Source organism: Qipengyuania gaetbuli (genome assembly GCF_009827315.1).
GTDB lineage: Bacteria > Pseudomonadota > Alphaproteobacteria > Sphingomonadales > Sphingomonadaceae > Qipengyuania > Qipengyuania gaetbuli.
In genome coordinates this window covers 367,197-384,655 of the sequence record NZ_WTYF01000004.1, presented here as the reverse complement: position 1 = coordinate 384,655, position 17,459 = coordinate 367,197, and the positions used below count along the sequence as shown (strand labels likewise).

At 61.8% G+C, this 17,459-nt stretch carries 17 protein-coding genes; 7 read left to right on the top strand and 10 right to left on the bottom strand.

Annotation, left to right across the window (positions count from 1 at the left end):
* Window positions 1-87: 87 nt before the first annotated feature.
* Window positions 88-849 (top strand): nucleoside triphosphate pyrophosphohydrolase, encoded by a 762-nt coding sequence (gene mazG / locus GRI42_RS04195; protein ID WP_160607098.1) that lies wholly within the window; start codon window positions 88-90, stop codon window positions 847-849.
* On the opposite strand, the gene hflX is transcribed toward mazG, so the two are convergent.
* The 7 genes from hflX to dusB form a co-directional block, all read right to left on the bottom strand.
* The gene (gene hflX / locus GRI42_RS04190) at window positions 844-2,145 is read right to left on the bottom strand and encodes a GTPase HflX (protein WP_160607097.1); all 1,302 of its coding nucleotides are present in this window, start codon (window positions 2,143-2,145) and stop codon (window positions 844-846) included. The genes mazG and hflX overlap by 6 nt on opposite strands.
* Window positions 2,146-2,162: 17 nt before the next feature.
* Window positions 2,163-2,702, bottom strand: a complete 540-nt coding sequence (hfq, locus tag GRI42_RS04185; RefSeq protein ID WP_160607096.1) for an RNA chaperone Hfq — start codon at window positions 2,700-2,702, stop codon at window positions 2,163-2,165.
* A 164-nt stretch (window positions 2,703-2,866) separates the two neighbouring features.
* Complete coding sequence (gene ntrX, locus GRI42_RS04180) at window positions 2,867-4,249, bottom strand: nitrogen assimilation response regulator NtrX (protein WP_160607095.1); 1,383 nt, start codon at window positions 4,247-4,249, stop codon at window positions 2,867-2,869.
* Window positions 4,250-4,253: 4 nt separating this feature from the next.
* On the bottom strand, window positions 4,254-6,494 hold the full coding sequence (locus GRI42_RS04175; protein ID WP_160607094.1) for a sensor histidine kinase: 2,241 nt from the start codon (window positions 6,492-6,494) through the stop codon (window positions 4,254-4,256).
* A 61-nt stretch (window positions 6,495-6,555) separates the two neighbouring features.
* Window positions 6,556-7,971 (bottom strand): nitrogen regulation protein NR(I), encoded by a 1,416-nt coding sequence (gene ntrC, locus GRI42_RS04170; RefSeq protein ID WP_160607093.1) that lies wholly within the window; start codon window positions 7,969-7,971, stop codon window positions 6,556-6,558.
* Between the two features lie 3 nt (window positions 7,972-7,974).
* Window positions 7,975-9,036, bottom strand: coding sequence for a two-component system sensor histidine kinase NtrB (locus tag GRI42_RS04165; protein ID WP_160607092.1), 1,062 nt, complete (start codon window positions 9,034-9,036; stop codon window positions 7,975-7,977).
* Window positions 9,033-10,052, bottom strand: a complete 1,020-nt coding sequence (gene dusB / locus GRI42_RS04160) for a tRNA dihydrouridine synthase DusB (protein WP_160607091.1) — start codon at window positions 10,050-10,052, stop codon at window positions 9,033-9,035. The genes GRI42_RS04165 and dusB overlap by 4 nt, the downstream gene beginning before the upstream one ends.
* A gap of 77 nt (window positions 10,053-10,129) precedes the next feature.
* Here dusB and GRI42_RS04155 point away from each other — a divergent pair, with 77 nt between their 5' ends.
* Together GRI42_RS04155 and GRI42_RS04150 are read left to right on the top strand one after the other, a co-directional pair.
* Window positions 10,130-11,269, top strand: a complete 1,140-nt coding sequence (locus tag GRI42_RS04155) for a bifunctional 2-C-methyl-D-erythritol 4-phosphate cytidylyltransferase/2-C-methyl-D-erythritol 2,4-cyclodiphosphate synthase (RefSeq protein WP_160607090.1) — start codon at window positions 10,130-10,132, stop codon at window positions 11,267-11,269.
* A gap of 15 nt (window positions 11,270-11,284) precedes the next feature.
* Window positions 11,285-11,788: a CinA family protein gene (locus GRI42_RS04150; RefSeq protein WP_160607089.1), complete on the top strand. Its 504-nt coding sequence runs from the start codon at window positions 11,285-11,287 to the stop codon at window positions 11,786-11,788.
* Here the strand turns inward: GRI42_RS04150 and GRI42_RS04145 are convergent.
* Both GRI42_RS04145 and lipA read right to left on the bottom strand, forming a co-directional pair.
* Window positions 11,785-12,240: a type II toxin-antitoxin system RatA family toxin gene (locus tag GRI42_RS04145; RefSeq protein WP_160607088.1), complete on the bottom strand. Its 456-nt coding sequence runs from the start codon at window positions 12,238-12,240 to the stop codon at window positions 11,785-11,787. The two genes, GRI42_RS04150 and GRI42_RS04145, sit on opposite strands and share 4 nt — an antisense overlap.
* Complete coding sequence (gene lipA / locus GRI42_RS04140) at window positions 12,240-13,193, bottom strand: lipoyl synthase (RefSeq protein ID WP_160607087.1); 954 nt, start codon at window positions 13,191-13,193, stop codon at window positions 12,240-12,242. The genes GRI42_RS04145 and lipA overlap by 1 nt, the downstream gene beginning before the upstream one ends.
* Window positions 13,194-13,275: 82 nt before the next feature.
* Here lipA and GRI42_RS04135 point away from each other — a divergent pair, with 82 nt between their 5' ends.
* From GRI42_RS04135 to GRI42_RS04120, 4 genes are read left to right on the top strand one after another with little or no spacing between them, the layout of a single operon-like run.
* Window positions 13,276-14,259 (top strand): sodium-dependent bicarbonate transport family permease, encoded by a 984-nt coding sequence (locus tag GRI42_RS04135; RefSeq protein ID WP_234033824.1) that lies wholly within the window; start codon window positions 13,276-13,278, stop codon window positions 14,257-14,259.
* The gene (locus GRI42_RS04130) at window positions 14,256-14,564 is read left to right on the top strand and encodes a P-II family nitrogen regulator (RefSeq protein WP_160607086.1); all 309 of its coding nucleotides are present in this window, start codon (window positions 14,256-14,258) and stop codon (window positions 14,562-14,564) included. The genes GRI42_RS04135 and GRI42_RS04130 overlap by 4 nt, the downstream gene beginning before the upstream one ends.
* On the top strand, window positions 14,564-15,205 hold the full coding sequence (locus tag GRI42_RS04125) for a carbonic anhydrase (protein WP_160607085.1): 642 nt from the start codon (window positions 14,564-14,566) through the stop codon (window positions 15,203-15,205). Before GRI42_RS04130 ends, GRI42_RS04125 begins: the two co-directional genes overlap by 1 nt.
* A gap of 37 nt (window positions 15,206-15,242) precedes the next feature.
* Entirely contained in the window at window positions 15,243-15,968 is a 726-nt protein-coding gene (locus GRI42_RS04120) for an NYN domain-containing protein (protein ID WP_160607084.1), read from the top strand.
* A 67-nt stretch (window positions 15,969-16,035) separates the two neighbouring features.
* Here the strand turns inward: GRI42_RS04120 and GRI42_RS04115 are convergent, their stop codons facing one another.
* The gene (locus GRI42_RS04115) at window positions 16,036-17,328 is read right to left on the bottom strand and encodes a hypothetical protein (protein ID WP_160607083.1); all 1,293 of its coding nucleotides are present in this window, start codon (window positions 17,326-17,328) and stop codon (window positions 16,036-16,038) included.
* Window positions 17,329-17,459 lie beyond the last annotated feature (131 nt).

Here is a 17,459-nt window from a genome sequence, read left to right as displayed (position 1 = left end):
TAACATAATATATATTATCCATCCTGACGTTGAAACAAGCCGTATCGTAGGCTTCCCCCCTCCCGAAGCCTCACGTAAACCAGCATCATGGCAAACGAGATCAATCGACTCCTGCGGATAATGGCGCGGCTGCGCGACAAGGAACGAGGTTGCGAATGGGACACAGCGCAAACGTTCCAGACGATCGCACCCTACACCATAGAGGAAGCCTACGAGGTAGCTGACGCTATCGAGCGCGAAGATATGGAAGAATTGCGCGGTGAACTCGGAGATCTCCTGTTCCAGGTCGTCTTCCACGCACAGATGGCGAAGGAAGCCGGTCATTTCGGCTTCGAAGAAGTTGCCAAGACAATTTCAGACAAGATGGAAGCACGCCACCCACACATTTTCGGCTCCGAAGGTGGCGTGATGGAGGAATCTCGCTGGGAAGACCTCAAGGCCGCTGAACGCCAGGCTGACGGGTCAACCAGCGCGATGGATGGCGTTGCGTCGGCACTACCTGCCTTGCTGCGAGCGCAGAAACTCCAGAAACGTGCCGCACGTCACGGCTTCGATTGGCCCGATACCGAAGGCCCGCGAGCAAAGGTCGTCGAAGAGATCGAGGAGCTCGACACTGCCACTCCTGACCAGCGCGCTGAAGAAGCAGGCGATTTCCTTTTCGCGGCCGTCAATCTGGTCCGCGCATACGGAATAGATGCAGAAGAAGCGTTGCGGGCAGCAAACCGAAAATTCGAAAGACGTTTCCGCGAGATGGAGGAGCTAGCCGGAGGCGACTTCGAGCAACGCAATCTCGAGCAGCAGGAAGAGCTCTGGCAGGAGGTCAAGCGGCGCGAGAAAGCGCGGTTATAGCGACTGGAACTGGCCCAGTTCTTTGGGATTGAGCGTGACGGTGAACCGTCGCAATGATTGCCCGTCGCTTTCGCCTGCGTCGGCTTCCTCAAGTACATCCCCGTGCGCATGAAGCCAGGCGATCCGCTTGCCGTCGCTGGATGGCAAGACGAATTCGCGGACCGTCGCCCGCGAAGTCAGCATTTGGCCAACTCGGTCGAGAAAACCATCGACGCCCGCTCCGGTTAGTGCGGAAAGCGCGATTATGCCCTCGTCATCCTCGGCAACCTTGGCCAGTTCCTCCGCCTGGACGGCATCCAGCAGATCCCACTTGTTCCAGACCTCCAGGATGGGGACTTTCGGGTCCTCCCCTTCCCCGTCAATCACCCCAAGCTCCCCCAGGACCTCGAGTACCTGGAGCTTCTGCGCTTCTGACGATGGATTGGAAATGTCACGGACGTGGCAGATCAGGTCTGCGGCGGTTACTTCCTCAAGCGTCGCGCGGAAGGCGGCGACAAGCTGCGTCGGCAAGTCCGAAATGAAACCGACCGTATCGGACAGGATGGCCTTTTCGACACCGGGCAAGGAAATGGCCCGCATCGTCGGGTCGAGTGTTGCGAAAAGCAGGTCCTCGGCCATGACATCCGCACCGGTCAAGCGATTGAATAGAGTGGATTTTCCCGCGTTCGTATAGCCGACGAGGGCAACGACCGGCCAAGGTGCCCGCTCTCGCCTTTCGCGATGGAGACCTCGGGTTTTTCGGACCTGTTCCAGTTCCTTGCGCAGGCGCGCCATGCGCTGGCGGATCATGCGCCGGTCAGCCTCGATCTGGGTTTCACCCGGACCACCGAGGAAACCGAAACCACCGCGCTGCCGCTCCAGGTGGGTCCAACTGCGCACCAGCCTGCTCTGCTGATAATCCAGATGGGCCAATTCGACCTGCAAGCGCCCTTCCGCGGTCGCAGCACGCTCGCCGAAAATTTCAAGGATCAAGCCGGTGCGGTCAATGACCTTCCGCGCCAGCTTGTCCTCGAGATTGCGCTGCTGGATCGGGCTGAGAGAACCGTCCACCACAACAAGCTCGGCATCGTTTTGCTCGCACGCGATGCGGATGTTTTCCACCTGCCCCGCACCGAACAGCAGATTAGGTTTCACATCGCGAACCGGCAGCACGAAACTGTCGGCAATGACGATACCGATCGCCAGCGCAAGTCCCTCCGCTTCCTGAAGCCGGCTATCGGCATCAAGGTCATAGCGAATGCCCCGGATATCTGGGCAAACGACAAGGGCCCGCGCACCGCGCGAGACCTCGCCCATCAAATTGTCATCGAAACTCAGTGTTCGTCCTCGTCCCAGTCTTCGCTAAGGTCGACCGGCGTCGCCGGCTGGATCGTCGACACCGCGTGCTTGTAGGCAAGCTGCACATAGCCATCGCGTTCGAGCAGCATGCAGAAAAGGTCGTAAGCCGCGATCTTGCCCTGGAGCATGACGCCGTTCACGAGGAACATCGTCACCTGCGCTTCGGCTTCTCGGACACGGCTCAGGAACACATCCTGCAATAAGCGCTGCTTGGCGCCCGAACCTTGGCTGGCAAACTGTTCAGCATCGATCGGCTGCCCCGGCATGATCGTGCTGACAGCATGCTTGTAGACGAGTTGCGACTGTCCATCACGGCGCAGCAGGATCGAGAAATTATCGAACCACGTCACGATGCCCTGCAGCTTCACACCCTTTACCAGGAATACGGTTACAGGCGTCTTGTTTTTCCGCAAGAGGTTGAGAAACGCGTCCTGCAAGCTTGGCGCCTTGCCCTTGTGCTGCGCTTCATCCTGCTTGGGTCGCGGGCGCGCGGAAAGCGTGCGTTCGCTGGCCATTGTCCTGCTCCTTTTCTTGGCGAACGCTTTCGCGATCACAATCTGGGCGCAACCACCGCGCCCGAATTCCGGAGTTGCCACCGGAACTTGCGCAATATGTGGCATTTCATCGCGCAATCGCAATGAAATTTATTGCACACGTCCAAAAATGAAGGTGTCGCGGCCTACTTGCGCTCGCCGTTCTTGCGCTCTGCCATGCCGAGGAGCTTCAGCTTGCGATGGAGCGCCGAGCGTTCCATCCCGATGAAGCTGGCCGTTTTCGAGATGTTTCCCGAGAAGCGACGGATCTGGATGGCGAGATATTCCCGCTCAAAGCTTTCCCGCGCTTCACGCAAGGGGGCACCCATCAGCTGCGCCATACCGCCGGTGCCGCCAAGCTTGCCGCCGGTCACTTCCTCCGAAAGCATGTCGGCTTCGACCGTGTCCAATTGTTCGCGCGGGGTCAGGATGATCGTCCGCTCCACCACATTGCGAAGCTGGCGCACGTTGCCTGGCCAGTCATATGCCTGCAGGGCGGCCATCGCTTCTTCGCTGATTTCCGGCGGACGGATGCCTTGTTCGATCGCGTAACGGGCGAAGAAATGCTCGGCCAGGGCGGGAATGTCATCGCGTCGTTCGGCGAGCGAGGGGACCTCGACCGGAACAACGTTCAGGCGATAGAAGAGGTCTTCGCGAAACCGCTTTTCCTCCATCTCTGCCTTGAGGTCGCGCGCAGTGGAGGACACCACACGGACATCCACCCCGATCTGCCGTGTCCCGCCCACGCGGACGAAGCTCTGCTCGGTGAGGACCCGCAGGATACGAGCCTGCGTCGACAGGGGCATGTCGGCGACCTCGTCGAGATAGAGCGTGCCGCCGTCAGCAGTTTCCAGGAGGCCGGGTCGCACCAGCTTGCCTTCGGCTTCTTCGCCGAATAGCTCTTCCTCGAAGCGCTCCGGCGTGATCCGCGCGGAATTCACGATCACGAACGGCTTGTCGGCACGTGTCGACCAGCTGTGGAGCAGGCGCGCTGCCACTTCCTTGCCCGAGCCGGCCGGGCCGCTGATGAGCACGCGGCTCCCGGTGCTGGCCACGCGCTTGAGGGTGGCACGAACAGCATTGATTGCGGCCGAGTTGCCGGTGAACTCGCCGCCCTCGCCCATGCCTTCGCGCAGCCGCGAGTTTTCCCGGCGAAGCCGCTCCGTTTCGGTGGCGCGTTCTACCAAGTGAAGGAGGCGCTCTGCCTCGAACGGCTTCTCGATGAAGTCCATCGCGCCGCGGCTGACCGCCGAGACGGCCGTGTCGATGTTGCCGTGACCCGAGAAGATGATGACCGGCAGTTCGGGCTCGCGCGCCTTGATCGCGTCGAGCACTTCGAGCCCGTCCATCTGGCTGCCGTGGAGCCAGACGTCGAGCAGGACAAGGCTGGGCCGCTTGGCATCGACCGCCTCAAGCGCGGAGGAGCTATCGGCTGCGGTGCGGCATTCATAGCCCTCGTCGCTCAAGACGCCTGCGACCAGGTCGCGAATATCGCGCTCGTCGTCGACTATCAGGATGTCGAGTGCCATTGAATTACCCTTCTGCTTTCTCGGTACTGTTCCGGTCGTCGCCCTTGGCGGCAATCCGGTGGGGATCACGCGCAAACCTCAGCGTGACCCGCGTCCCTCCCCCATCGATGGAGGAGAAGTTCATTTCACCGCCGTGTTCCTCGACGATCTTGTTAACGATTGCGAGACCCAGGCCCGTGCCTTTCTCGCGCGTAGTTACATAGGGTTCGAGGATCCGCTCGCGGTCCTGCGGCAGGCCGATTCCGTTGTCGGTCACTGCGATCGTTATTGAGTCATCGTTCTCCGCCACCTCGACCTCGATACGGCCGCGATAATCGGCATCGGCATTTGCAGCACGGGCCTCGATCGCCTCGGCGGCGTTCTTCAGGATATTGGTGACGGCCTGCCCCAGCTGGTGACGGTCTGCCTCAAGGCGCAAGGGCCCTTCGATTTCGGTCGCAAGTACATAATTGACCTGCGGATTGGCGACCTCCTGCAGGAACATCGACTGGCGGATGATGTCGAGCGCGTCTTCCTGTCGGAACATCGGCTTGGGCAGCCGCGCGAAGCTCGAGAACTCGTCGACCATGGTCCGCAATTCGCCGACCTGGCGCACGATCGTGTTGGTCAGTTCGTCGAACAATTCGCCATCTTGCTCGATCTGCTTGCGGTAACGCCGCTTGAGGCGTTCCGTGGCAAGCTGGATCGGCGTAAGCGGGTTCTTGATTTCGTGCGCGATACGACGCGCGACATCCGACCAAGCAGCCTGGCGCTGGTCGAGCAATTGGCGGGTAATGTCCTCGAAGGTGATCACGTGGCCGTCGCCCTCCGGCACCAGCCTGACTGCGAGGGTCATCAGTTCGCCATGGCGCGAATGGCTGATCACGCCCCGGTCCAATCCCGCCTCGACCAGGACCGCAATTTGCGGGATCATGGCGTCAAGGGTTTCGGGGTGTTCACTCCCCTCCCCGCCTTCGAGCAGCATGTTCTGCGCCGGCGCATTCATCAGCAGCACACGGCGTTTGCCATCGATGGTGATGACACCGGCGCTTACGGACTCCAGCACTGCCTCGATGAAGCTGCGCCGTTCCTCGAGTTCCTCGTTTGCGCCGACTAGAGCGTCGGTCTGCTTTTCGAGCTGGGCAGTCATGCGGTTGAACGCGCGGTTGAGCAGGCCGATTTCGTCTGCGCCGGTCCGCCCTTCGACACGCAGCGAGAAGTTACCAGCACCCACCTTGCGAGCCGCCGCCACGAGGTCGGTCAGCGGCTCGACCTGGCGGTCGGCAAATCGCAAGGCGAACCAGACGGCGAGCCCCACCAGCGCAAGGCTGACGAAATAGAGCGCCAGATTGAACCGCAACTGCAACGCCCGGGCACGCTTGGTCAGTTCCTCGTAGGCGGTGGAAATAGATCGCGCGCTTTCCCAGCTACGGAAACTCGCCGCCTCGGCATTTCGCGCCGTGTAGAGATAGATGCCGGCCGTCCGGTCGATCGGGGCGATCGCCTCGATACGTTCAGGGCTACCCCGGATGATCACCGGCTCTCCGCCGCGCAGGGCGCGCTGGCTTTCCTCTGTAAACCCGACCGGATCGCTGCCCTGGTTGATGCCATAGACCACGGCCACGCGGGCGGTTCCGTCGGGCATCACCTGCATGATTGCGCTCTCGATGACGTCGCGCGGATCGGCCTGGTACTTATAGACCAGTTGGAAGTCGGGATCGGTGATCTCGACCTGCTGGAGGATGGCGCGCATATCCATAGCCATCGAGATCGTTTCCTGCCCGAGGTCGAGCTGGTTGTCCTCGTAATATCGCTCGGCAAGGACGTTGGCGTTCTCCATCAGCCCGCGCGAATTGTCCGAGAACCAGAAATCGACGCCCGACTGGAACAGGACGGCGGCGAATGCCGAGACCAGCAGCGTCGGCACAGCCGCTATCATCGAGAAGAAAAACACCAAGCGCACGTGGAGGCGCGCGGTGCTCCCTGCCGCCCTGCGTAGCGCCAGCCTTCGTCCGGCGAGGACAAGCAACGCCATGGCCGGTATCAGCGTGCCGATCAGGAGCACCGCAACCTGCCTGCTCGGCAGCAATTCACCTGTCGGCGGGGCCGTGGTGAATGCGGCCCATGTCGTCACAACCATTATGACGAATGCGGCGAGCGCGATGATTTCGACCAGCGTGAAGAGGTTGGCGCGGCGGGAGGCCACAATGAAGCGGCGCCACCAGCGCGGCGGAGGTTTCTTCGAGGTGCCGGCAAGCGTCGCCATCGTGGCTAAGTTACGACACCTCTGTTGCACTTTTGCAAGGGCAAAAACGACGAAATGCCCATCAACGCCGCCTTACGAAGCGCTCCAGTTCGATTTGGAGGTCGCTCAGGCGCTTTCGCAGCGTGTTGCGGTTGATCCCCAGCAGTTGGGCCGCCCTGAGCTGATTGCCTTCGGTTTCCCGCAGCGCATGCTCGAACAGCGGCTTTTCGAAAGCCGCGAGAGCGCCGTGGTAGAGTGCGCCGGCAGGCTGGGGATTGCTAGACAGCCATTCCTCCAATGCCTCCTCGATCCCGTCTCTTGCAGAAGGAATATTCGCATCGACAGCGGATGGAAGAGCATCGACGACGGTCTGCCGATCAATCAGGTCGTCGCGCGCGAGCAGGGCAAGGCGGAAAACCACATTGCGTAACTCGCGGACATTGCCTTTCCAGAGTTGGTTCTCGAGGATGGCAACTGCATCATCGGCTATCCGGTGCGCCGGAAGTCCTTCGGCGACCGCTTGGGACAGGAAATGCCGCACCAGCGCGCCAATATCCTCCTTGCGTTCCCGCAGTGGCGGGAGGTGGATCGGGACGACGTTCAATCGATAGTACAGATCCTCGCGGAAGCGGCCTTGCGCGATCATCGGCACTAGGTCTCGGTTGGTCGCCGCGATAATGCGCACGTCGACGCCGATTTCCTGTCGGCCGCCCACACGCCGGATCCGGCCGGACTGAAGAGCTCTCAGCAGACGAGTTTGCGCTTCTGCCGGCATGTCCCCGATCTCGTCGAGGAACAGGGTGCCGCCATTTGCCTGCTCGAACTTGCCGATCTGCTGCGAAACCGCCCCCGTAAAGGCGCCGCGTTCATGCCCGAACAGTTCGCTTTCCAGCAGGTCATGCGGGATCGCCGCCATGTTCACCGCGACGAACGGTCCGGTCCGGCGCGCGCCGAGCTGGTGGATCGCTTCGGCTACCAGTTCCTTGCCCGTACCACTTTCGCCGGTCACGAGGACAGACAGGTCGTTGCGCAGGACCCGGGTGATCATCCGGTAGACGTCCTGCATGGCACGGCTGCGGCCGATCAGGGGCAGCGCGCCCTCGCCTTCCCCGCGATCGTCTGCTTCCGCCTTGGGGGACCGGCTGACGGCCTGCCGTACCGCCTGTGTCAATTCGTCGAGGTCGAACGGCTTCGGGAAATACTCGAAAGCCTGGCTGTCGCTTGCGCGAACCGCGGTATCAAGCGTGTTCTGCGCCGACAAGACGATAACCGGCATGTCCGGCGCCGCATCCCGCACAGCATCGATGGTTGCCAGTCCGTCGCCGTCCTCCAGCATGACGTCGGTCAGCATGATATCGAACGCATGGCCGGCAAGCAGTGCGTCACGCCGTTCGATGCTGCTGCACGTCGTGACGTCATGCCCTTCGTCACGCAGTGCCTCGGTGATCACGGTAGCTATCGCGCGATCGTCTTCAACCAAGAGGACGCGGGTGGTCATCGGTCAGCTTTCCTTCGCCGCGACGGGCAGGTTTATCCTGAAAATGGTGTATCCGGCGCGCTCGTCACGCTCGTGCGAAATCCGCCCACCCATGTCACGCAAGAGCTTGCGGACCAGTGCGAGGCCGAGGCCCTGTCCGTGTGGCTTGCCTGACACAAAAGGCTCGAAAACGTGATCACGCAGTTCGGCAGGAATGCCGGGGCCGGGATCGATCACGGATATTTCGATGGGCAGCCTGACCGACTTGCCGAAACGGATCGCGGAAAAGACCAGGCCGCTGACGAACCGGGTGCGCACCACAATGCGCGGCGCGTCTATCCCCGCGCAGGCGTCACAGGCATTGGCCATGAGGTTGATCAGGACCTGCTCGAGCGCGCCCTGATCCGCCTCCACTGCGGGAAGCGAGGGATCGAACTCCTCGACCAATTCGCCGGCATCGCTGCGTCCCGCGCGAACGGTGGCCATGGCCGAACGGATGGCTTCATGCAGATTGCAGGGGCCGGTTTGTGCGGGGCGGCTGCTTCCTAGTTGCTGCATCCGGTCGATTAGTTGCGCGATCCGGTCGACCTCGGTTTCGATCATCGTTGCAAGAGGTCGATCTTTCTCAGCTGCCCGGCGTGACAGGAGCTGGCTTGCGCCGCGGATGGCAGAGAGCGGGTTCTTGATCTCGTGCGCAAGGACCGCAGGCGCGCGCAATTCCGTCCGTTCCCGGTCTTCCTCTTCATTCCCGCCCTGCCCGGCATCGGAAATCGTGATGACTTTCCACCCCGTATGGCCATGCATCGGAGAGCAGCTGAGATTGACGATGTGATCGTTTCCGGCGGCCGTCAGGGTCAGGCCCCGCGCGATCAGCTGGCTTTCGGTGGTCAGGACCGCCTCGGCCACACGTTCCGGCCGGATCGCCATGATCTCGAACAGTCTTTCGTCGAGAATCCGTCGCACACTGCGTCCAAGGAGCTCCTCCGCCGCCGGGTTGGCCTCGCGGACCCGCCCGTCGGGATCGACCAGCAACACCGCAAAGACCATTCCGGCGATCTGGTCGGACGCCGACGGCGCTTCGATCATGCAGCGCGCCGCTTAAGGAACGGCTCGAAAAACCGCTCGAGTTCATCAAGTACAACAGGAGCTTGATCAATAAAATTCACCCGGTTCCTGAACTCGGCCGAGCCGTGCATCCCCTTGGTGTACCAGCCAAGGTGCTTGCGAGCGATTTTGACCCCGACATCCTCGCCGTAGAGCTCGAGCATGTCCCGATAGTGTTCGACGATCACGTCGTATTGTTCGTCGAAACTGGGGCTGGCGAGCAATTCGCCCGTCTTCCACCAGTGCATGACCTGGGCGAGAAGCCAGGGCTTTCCGTAGGCGCCGCGTCCGATCATGACGCCGTCAGCACCGGACTGTTCGAGCGCCTTGGCGGCGTCATCGACCGTGCCGATATCGCCGTTGACGATGACGGGGATCGAAACCGCATCCTTGACCTTGCGAACGAAAGCCCAGTCGGCGCTACCCTTGTACATCTGGTTGCGGGTGCGGCCATGGACCGTCACCATTTTCACGCCCAGGTCTTCGGCGATACGGGCAAGTTCGGGGGCGTTGAGGTCGGAATGATCCCAGCCCATCCGCATCTTGACCGTGACCGGTACGTTCACCGCCTTCACGGTAGCTTCCATGAGCTTGGTAGCCAGCGGGACTTCGCGCATCAGCGCCGAACCGGCAAGCTGGCCTACCACCTTGCGGACCGGACAACCGAAGTTGATGTCGATTATTTCCGCGCCGTTGCCTTCCTGAAGCTTGGCGGCTTCTGCCATGCTCGACGGATCGCAGCCCACGAGCTGCATCGAGACGGGCTCTTCGATCGGATCCCAGGCAGCCTTCTGCACGGACTGGCGCGTTTCACGAATGGCCGCCTCGCTGGCGATCATTTCGGTGACGTTGAGGCCCGACCCGTAGCGCCGGACCATCTTGCGGAACGGCAGGTCGGTCACGCCCGTCATGGGCGCTAGCACGACCGGCGTATCAATCACGATATTGCCGACAGAGATCGGCTTCGGGGGTGCCGGAGGAAGGGGGTGAGCGCTCATTTTCGCGTGTGCCTAATAATTGGGCAGTCACATAGTGCGTTGCAGCGAAAACGGCAAGCCGCTAGCGCGCGGGGGCAATGTCCCGTGTCGCCCCCCTTCCCCCGTTCGCCGCCATCGTCGTGGCCGCCGGTCAAGGCCTGCGCGCCGGGCAGCGGCTCCCCAAGCAATTCGCGACCTGGCGTGGCAAGCCGGTAGTGAGGCACTCGGTCGAAACTCTGCTGAACGCCGGCGCGACAGCGGTGGTCGTCGCGATCCCGAAGGGCGGTGAGGACATAGCGAAAGCAGCTCTGAGCGGCTTGGACGTCCAGTTCGTCACGGGCGGCGAGACCAGGCAGGCTTCTGTATTGAACGCACTCGAGACGTTCAACGGTTCCGAACGCGTCCTGATCCATGATGCTGCGCGCCCCGTGTTGCCAGTCGAAGTTATCGAGCGACTCCTGTTGTCGCTCGAAGCCAACCCCGGAGCGATTCCGGCGCTTCCGGTCGTCGACAGCCTCGCCGTTGACGAGGGCGGCGTAATGGCCGGTACGGCGGATCGCGAGACACTGCGCCGGATCCAGACACCGCAAGCCTTCCGGTATGACGATATACTTGCCGCGCATCGCGCTTGGCCCGGCCCGAAGGACGCTGGCGACGATGCGCAGGTATTGCGTGCGGCGGGTGGGACTGTCGGCCTGGTGGAGGGAAGCGAAGCCCTCAAGAAGCTCACTTTCGCGGAGGATTTCGTGACCGAATTACCCTTGGTCCGCATGGGAAGCGGGTTCGATGTGCATCGCCTCGTCGCCCGCGAGGAATTGTGGCTCGGTGGCATCCGCATCGAACACGAAAAGGGACTTTCGGGACACAGCGATGCCGACGTCGCGCTCCATGCGATTACCGATGCGATCCTGGGCGCGGTTGCGATGGGCGACATCGGCGACCATTTCCCCCCTTCCGACCCCAAGTGGCGCGGTGCGAGCAGCGACCGCTTCCTGCAGCATGCAGCCGGACTTGCCGCAGAGGCCGGTTACCGGATCGGCAACATCGACCTGACGATCATCTGCGAAGCGCCCAAGATCGGTCCCCACCGCGAGGCTATGCGCTGCCGGATTGCGGAACTTCTCGGCGTTGACATCGCTGCAATATCGGTGAAGGCGACGACGACCGAACGGCTGGGCTTCACCGGCAGGGGCGAAGGCATCGCCGCCCAGGCCGTCGCCACCGTCATTCGCGACTGATACTGCGAGGAGAGCATGGCGCTCGAAACCCTACTACCCACGGATATCGATGATCTCGCCAAGCGGGTCATAGAAGAAAACACGGCTGCCGGGCGTAAGGTGGTGGTCGCAGAAAGCTGCACTGGCGGCCTCGTCGCCGCAGCCCTGACCGAGATCGCCGGCTCATCCGCCGTGCTCGATCGCGGCTTTGTTACCTATTCGAACGAATCGAAGATGGAACTGCTCGGCGTACCGCTCGACATTATCGAGACGTTCGGGGCTGTTTCGATCGCGTGTGTCTGGGCCATGGCCAAGGGCGCCCTCGCGCGAAGCGATGCGGATGTCGCAGTGGCCATCAGCGGTGTTGCAGGCCCGGGTGGCGGCACGCAGCTCAAGCCGGTTGGGACCGTCGTCTTCGCCAAGGTCGTTCGCGGCCAGGAAGGCGAGCCCGAAGGCGAGCTGAAAAGCTTCGAGCCTACTTCGCGCGCAGGCGTGCGGCGCGAAGCGACGTTGTGCGCGCTGGAACTGCTGTTGCCCTAGAGGTTGGCTGCGGCGTTCTCGCGGCCGTAGAGTTCGTCCGCCCGCTTTTCGAAAGCTTCGACCATCTTGCGAAACGCGCGGTCGAAGTACTGGCCGGCCAACGCTTCGAACATGGCGTTGCGGAAAGTGAAATCGACACAGAAATCGATCTCGCATCCACCATCGGGAAGGCAGGTAAAGGTCCACTTGTTGTCGAGGTCCTTCAGCGGACCGTCAACGTAGAACACCTCGATGAATTCGGGGCGGCGTTTCACCACGCGCGAGGTGAACTTCTCGCGGATCGCCTTGAAGCCGACCAACATGTCGGCAACCATTTCCGTTTCGCTGTCGCTCCGTATGCGGGTGGCGACCACCCAGGGCAGGAACTTGGAATAGCTACCCACATCGGCGACCAGATCGAACATCTGTTCGCAGCTGTAGGGAAGGCGTCGGGTCTCCCGGATGCCCGGCATCAGCCGTTCGCCCTCGCCCGCTCCTTTGCGAGACGCTCTTCACGGGCAGCCTTCATCTGCGCGAAGTCGTCCCCTGCATGGTAGCTCGAGCGTGTCAGCGGGCTGGAAGCGACCTGCAGGAAGCCTTTCGCGCGCGCGATCGAACCATAGGCCGCAAACGCCTTCGGCGTAACGAAATCCTCGACCTTGGCATGGCGCGGGGTCGGCTGGAGATACTGGCCCATGGTGATGAAATCGACATCGGCACTGCGCATGTCGTCCATGACCTGGTGCACTTCGAGACGCTGTTCGCCGAGGCCGAGCATGATGCCTGACTTGGTGAAGATTATCGGGTCGTGGCTCTTCACCTCTTCCAGCAAGCGGAGCGACGCGTAGTAGCGCGCACCCGGCCGGATCGTCGGGTAAAGCCGCGGCACGGTTTCGAGATTGTGGTTGTAGACGTCCGGTCCCGCCTCGCAGATAGCCTCAACTGCCGCGCGCATTTTGCCGCGGAAATCGGGCGTCAGGATTTCGATGGTCGTGTTCGGCGTTTCACGGCGCAGTGCCTTGATCACCTTGACGAACTGGCCCGCCCCGCCGTCAGGAAGATCGTCCCGGTCGACGCTCGTGATGACGATGTGTTCGAGACCCATCTGGCCCGCTGCGATGGCGACGTTTTCCGGCTCCATCGGATCGACCATGCGCGGCATGCCGGTCTTGACGTTGCAGAAAGCGCAGGCGCGCGTGCAGACGTCTCCCAGGATCATGACCGTGGCGTGCTTCTTGTCCCAGCACTCACCGATGTTCGGGCAAGCCGCTTCCTCGCAAACCGTATTAAGCTTGAGGTCGCGCATGAGCTTTCGCGTTTCCTGATAGCCCTTGCTGACCGGGGCCTTGACGCGAATCCAGTCGGGCTTACGCTGCTTGCGAGGAGCTTCGCCCTCGGGCGCGGGAGCGGAGGAGAGATCGTTCATTGCGCGGCCCACTTAGGGAAAGGGGCTGACAACCGCAATGGCCATGCTTGCCGTTGCGGAAAGGCTGGACTAAGCGCGCCGCATGGAAGCGATGGGTATTCAGGCACTGACCTCTCCGGTCATTCTGTTTTTCGTCCTCGGCTTGTTGGCTGCGTTTGCACGCTCCAACCTCGAAATCCCCGAAGCAATCGCCAAAGGCATGTCGCTCTACCTGATGGCGGCGATCGGCCTGAAGGGTGGGATCGAAGTCGCCGAATCCGGCCTCGACGGTACTGTGCTCGCCGCACTTGCTGCCGGGATTGCCGCAGGATTCGTGATGCCAGTCTACGCCTTCTGGCTGCTGAAAGGCTTCGGGCGCCTCGACCGGCTGAACGCAGGTGCCGTTGCGGCCCATTACGGATCGATCAGCGTCGTCACCTTCGTGACCGCGGTGGAGATTTACACGATCCAGGGCATCCCGCCCGAAGGGTACATGGTGGCCGTGATGGCTTCCATGGAAAGCCCGGCGATCCTTGCCGGCCTTCTCCTTGCCCGCGGGATCGGATCGGACAGCGGTCAGACCAAGAAGGAACTCGCGCACGAGGTCCTGCTCAATCCATCGGTCGTCCTGCTGCTCGGCGCATTCTTCATTGGCATGGTAGCGGGCCCGCTGGGGTTCGACCCGGTGCGTCCGTTCTTCGACGGCCTGTTCAAGGGCATCCTTTGCCTCTTCCTACTCGACATGGGCCTGATTGCTGCACGGCGCATAATGGATTCGCGTGCGCTCACCTGGCGGTTGGTCGTCATCGCTATCTTCCTTCCGCTGTTGAATGGCGCCCTGGGGACTACGCTGGGTGTCGGAATAGGCCTAGATCCCGGCTCCGCGGCTGCGCTCGGCGTGCTGTGCGCAAGCGCCAGCTATATCGCGGTGCCGGCGGCCATGCGGCTCGCCCTGCCCGAAGCCGATCCCGGCATCTACCTGACCATGTCGCTCAGCATTACCTTTCCCTTCAACGTCCTCGTAAACATCGGCCTGATCGGCGCCCTTGCAGGTATGCTGACCGGTTCCGGAGCACCTCTCCCATGATCGAAACCGTCATCCGCAAGCGCATCGAAATCCTCGCGGACCAGGCGCAGGTAAAGCGCGTGACCTCGATCATCGACGAGGTCGGTATAACCGGATGGACAGTCCTGCCCGTCACGTCCGGCAAGGGACGCGAGGGACGCTGGCGCGAGGAACGCGTCATGGGGACCGACAAGAACCTCGTCGTGACCATTGCCTCGCAGGAAAATGCCAATGCACTGGCCGAAGCGCTTGCCCCCATCCTCACCTCGCACGGTTTCCTGCTTACCATGTGGGATGTGGAAGTGATCCGCGGGGAGCGGTTCTGATGCCCGAGTTTACCGAACTCCTGCGCGGCTATCACCGCTTCCGCGCGGACGGCTACCCCGAACAGCGCGAACGATACGACCGGCTGGTGGCCGAGGGGCAGAGCCCCAAGCTGATGATCATCGGCTGCTCGGATAGCCGCGTCGATCCGGCGCAGATTTTCGATGTCGATCCTGGCGAGATTTTCGTTGTACGTAATGTCGCTGCACTGGTCCCGCCCTTCGAAATCTCGCCGGGCCAGCACGGCGTATCGGCTGCGTTGGAGTTCGCCATCCAGTTCCTCCACGTGCGACAGATCGTCGTGATGGGGCACGGGATGTGCGGCGGCTGCAAGGCAGCTCTAACGCGCGACCTCCACGGCACCGCTCCCGGGGATGGCGGCTTCATCGCGAACTGGGTCCGGATGCTGGACGAGGCCCGCGACGAGGTTGCGGCGAAATACGGGACGGAAGGTCGCGAAGCCGAAAGGGCGATGGAGATGGCGGCAGTCGGCGTGAGCCTCGCCAATCTGCGCACCTTCCCTTGCGTTCGCGAAAAGGAAGCCGACGGCACACTGAAGCTGCGCGGCGCGTTCTTCTCCATTGCGGAAGGCGTGCTTTACGTCCGCGACGAAGAGAGCGGCCAGTTCCAACCGGCCAAGTGACTTGCGCACCTCGGGCAAGGCGACCATGTGACGCTGCATGCCTGAAAAAGAACTCAAGAACATCGCGCTGCTGATCGACGCGGACAACACCTCCCCAAAGGGGATCGATCCCGTCCTCACCGTCATGGCCGAACTCGGTCAGGTTAACATCAAGCGGGCCTATGGCAATTTCGCCAAGAACAACCTCGCCAACTGGGATACGATCACCCACAAATACGGCATCCGTCCGCAGCAGCAGTTCGACCTGACTGCCGGCAAGAACGCCACCGACATGGCCATGACGATCGATGCGATCGACCTCCTGTACCAGGGCAAGGTGGACGGTTTCGGTATCATGAGCTCCGACAGCGATTTCACGCCGCTGGTCACGCGCCTTAGGCAGGATGGCCTGATCGTCTACGGCTTCGGAAGCACGAACAAGACGCCCGGTGCCTTCAAGAGCGCCTGCACGCGCTTCATCGATATCGACGCCCTCATCAAGGGCGCTTCGGACGAGCCCGATACGACCAAGACAAAGGCGAGCAAGGCCAGGTCCAATGTGGACGAAGAACTCGTCGAATTGCTCGGGACCGCCTGGAAGGCAGCCCGCCGCGACGACGAAGGTTTCGCGCAGATGGGAGAGGTTGGCCAGATTGCCGGGAACCGCTCGAGCTTCGATGTGCGCAACTACGGCTTCAAGCGCTTGTCCGACCTGTTCGAGGCGATGGAGCAGTTCAAGGTTGAGCGGCGCGACAACACCGTCTGGGTAAAACGCCTTCGCTAGACATGAAAAACGGCGCGGATCCGATAGACCCGCGCCGCCTTTTGTCATTGGCGCTGAAGCGTCAGGCTTAGATGCCGGCTTCTTCCGCAGCATAGGTCGCCCAGAGACGGGCGATGGCAGCGCGCTTGCCTTCCACGGCATTGAACGTTGCGACGGCTTCGGCAGCCTTGCCCTGCTCAAGCTGTGCAATACCGAGACGCGTGCGAGCTAGGCCGGCATCGACGCCCGGCATGCCGAGAGCCTTGGTATAGAGCACTTCAGCCGCAGCATAATCGCCGTAGCTGAGTGCGAGGTCGCCGCCGGTGACGATCGACTTCACATCGGTCGACGCCTTTGCCTTGCTCAGCAGGCCTGCGAGATCGGCACGGTCGGTCTTCGCGCGTTCGGCTGCCATGCCCCGAACTTCGGCGACGTAGGTGTCGGTCTTCTTGAGCGTGCCCTGCGCATAGCCTTCGTCGATGACGGCAACGACTTCACCCGGCAGGCGGCGATAATCGGCGCTGTCGATGTAGTCGGCATACATGCGCTCATCGCGCATTGCCTTGGCCGAACGGGCCAGACGGACGAGATCGAGGATCTCGGGGTTCTGCCAACCGCCGCCATACGCGGTGATGGCGATCACTTCGCCCCAGTTCTGGGTCGAGGGGAAGTGCTTGACGAAGAGCAGGCCGAACTGGCCCAGCTCCTCTGCCATCTGGTTGTTATAGGCCATCTGCAGGCCGCGACGGACCCACTGTTCGTTGACCGGATTGCCCGCAGCTTCTTCGGCAGCAATTGCTTCGGCCAGGTACTTCAGGCCGGCAGCGTGGTTGTCTTCGGCGAAAAAGGATTCGGCGATAAGGCCCTGCGGCTCGCCCTCGGTATAGCCGAATTCGACAGCCTTCATGAGGTAGGTGCGGGTCTTCGCGTATTCCTTCTCGTTATAGGCAAGCTGACCTGCGAGCAGATTGTACTGGCCCTGGTTTTCAGCCGGAACCTGCCCGCTTGCAAGCATGAGCTCCACGCCTTCGAGCTGCTGGGCGCGGTTCTGGTTCTTCGTGCCGACGTTGTAGATGAGGTTGCCGGCAACCATCCGCTCGTCATTCGACTGGATGAGCGCCTTCATCGCCGGAAGCTGCGCATTGATGGTCGCGTAGTCTGGAGCAGGCGCATTCACGGCATCGGCCAGCGGCTGGTAGGCAGCGATGAACTCCTTGGAGTAGCTCTTCGCTGCAGGCTTTTCCTCTTTCTTCTTCTTCTGTGCGAAAGCCGGCTGCTCGAGGGCGAAAACGCCTGCAGTGCCGGTCGCGGCAAGAACGAGGGCCAGAGCCAGCGCCGACGACGGACGCGAGGCCTTGGAAATACGGGTGAAGATCATCATGTAACTCCCAAGAGTGGATAGGGGGAATGAGCGCGGTGGGCGCCGGAATTCTCTCAACGGTGCGGCACTTGGCCTTTTAACGCTCTCATTGCAAATCTTGTAGGGTTTTGGCGCTGAATGGTCATTGAATG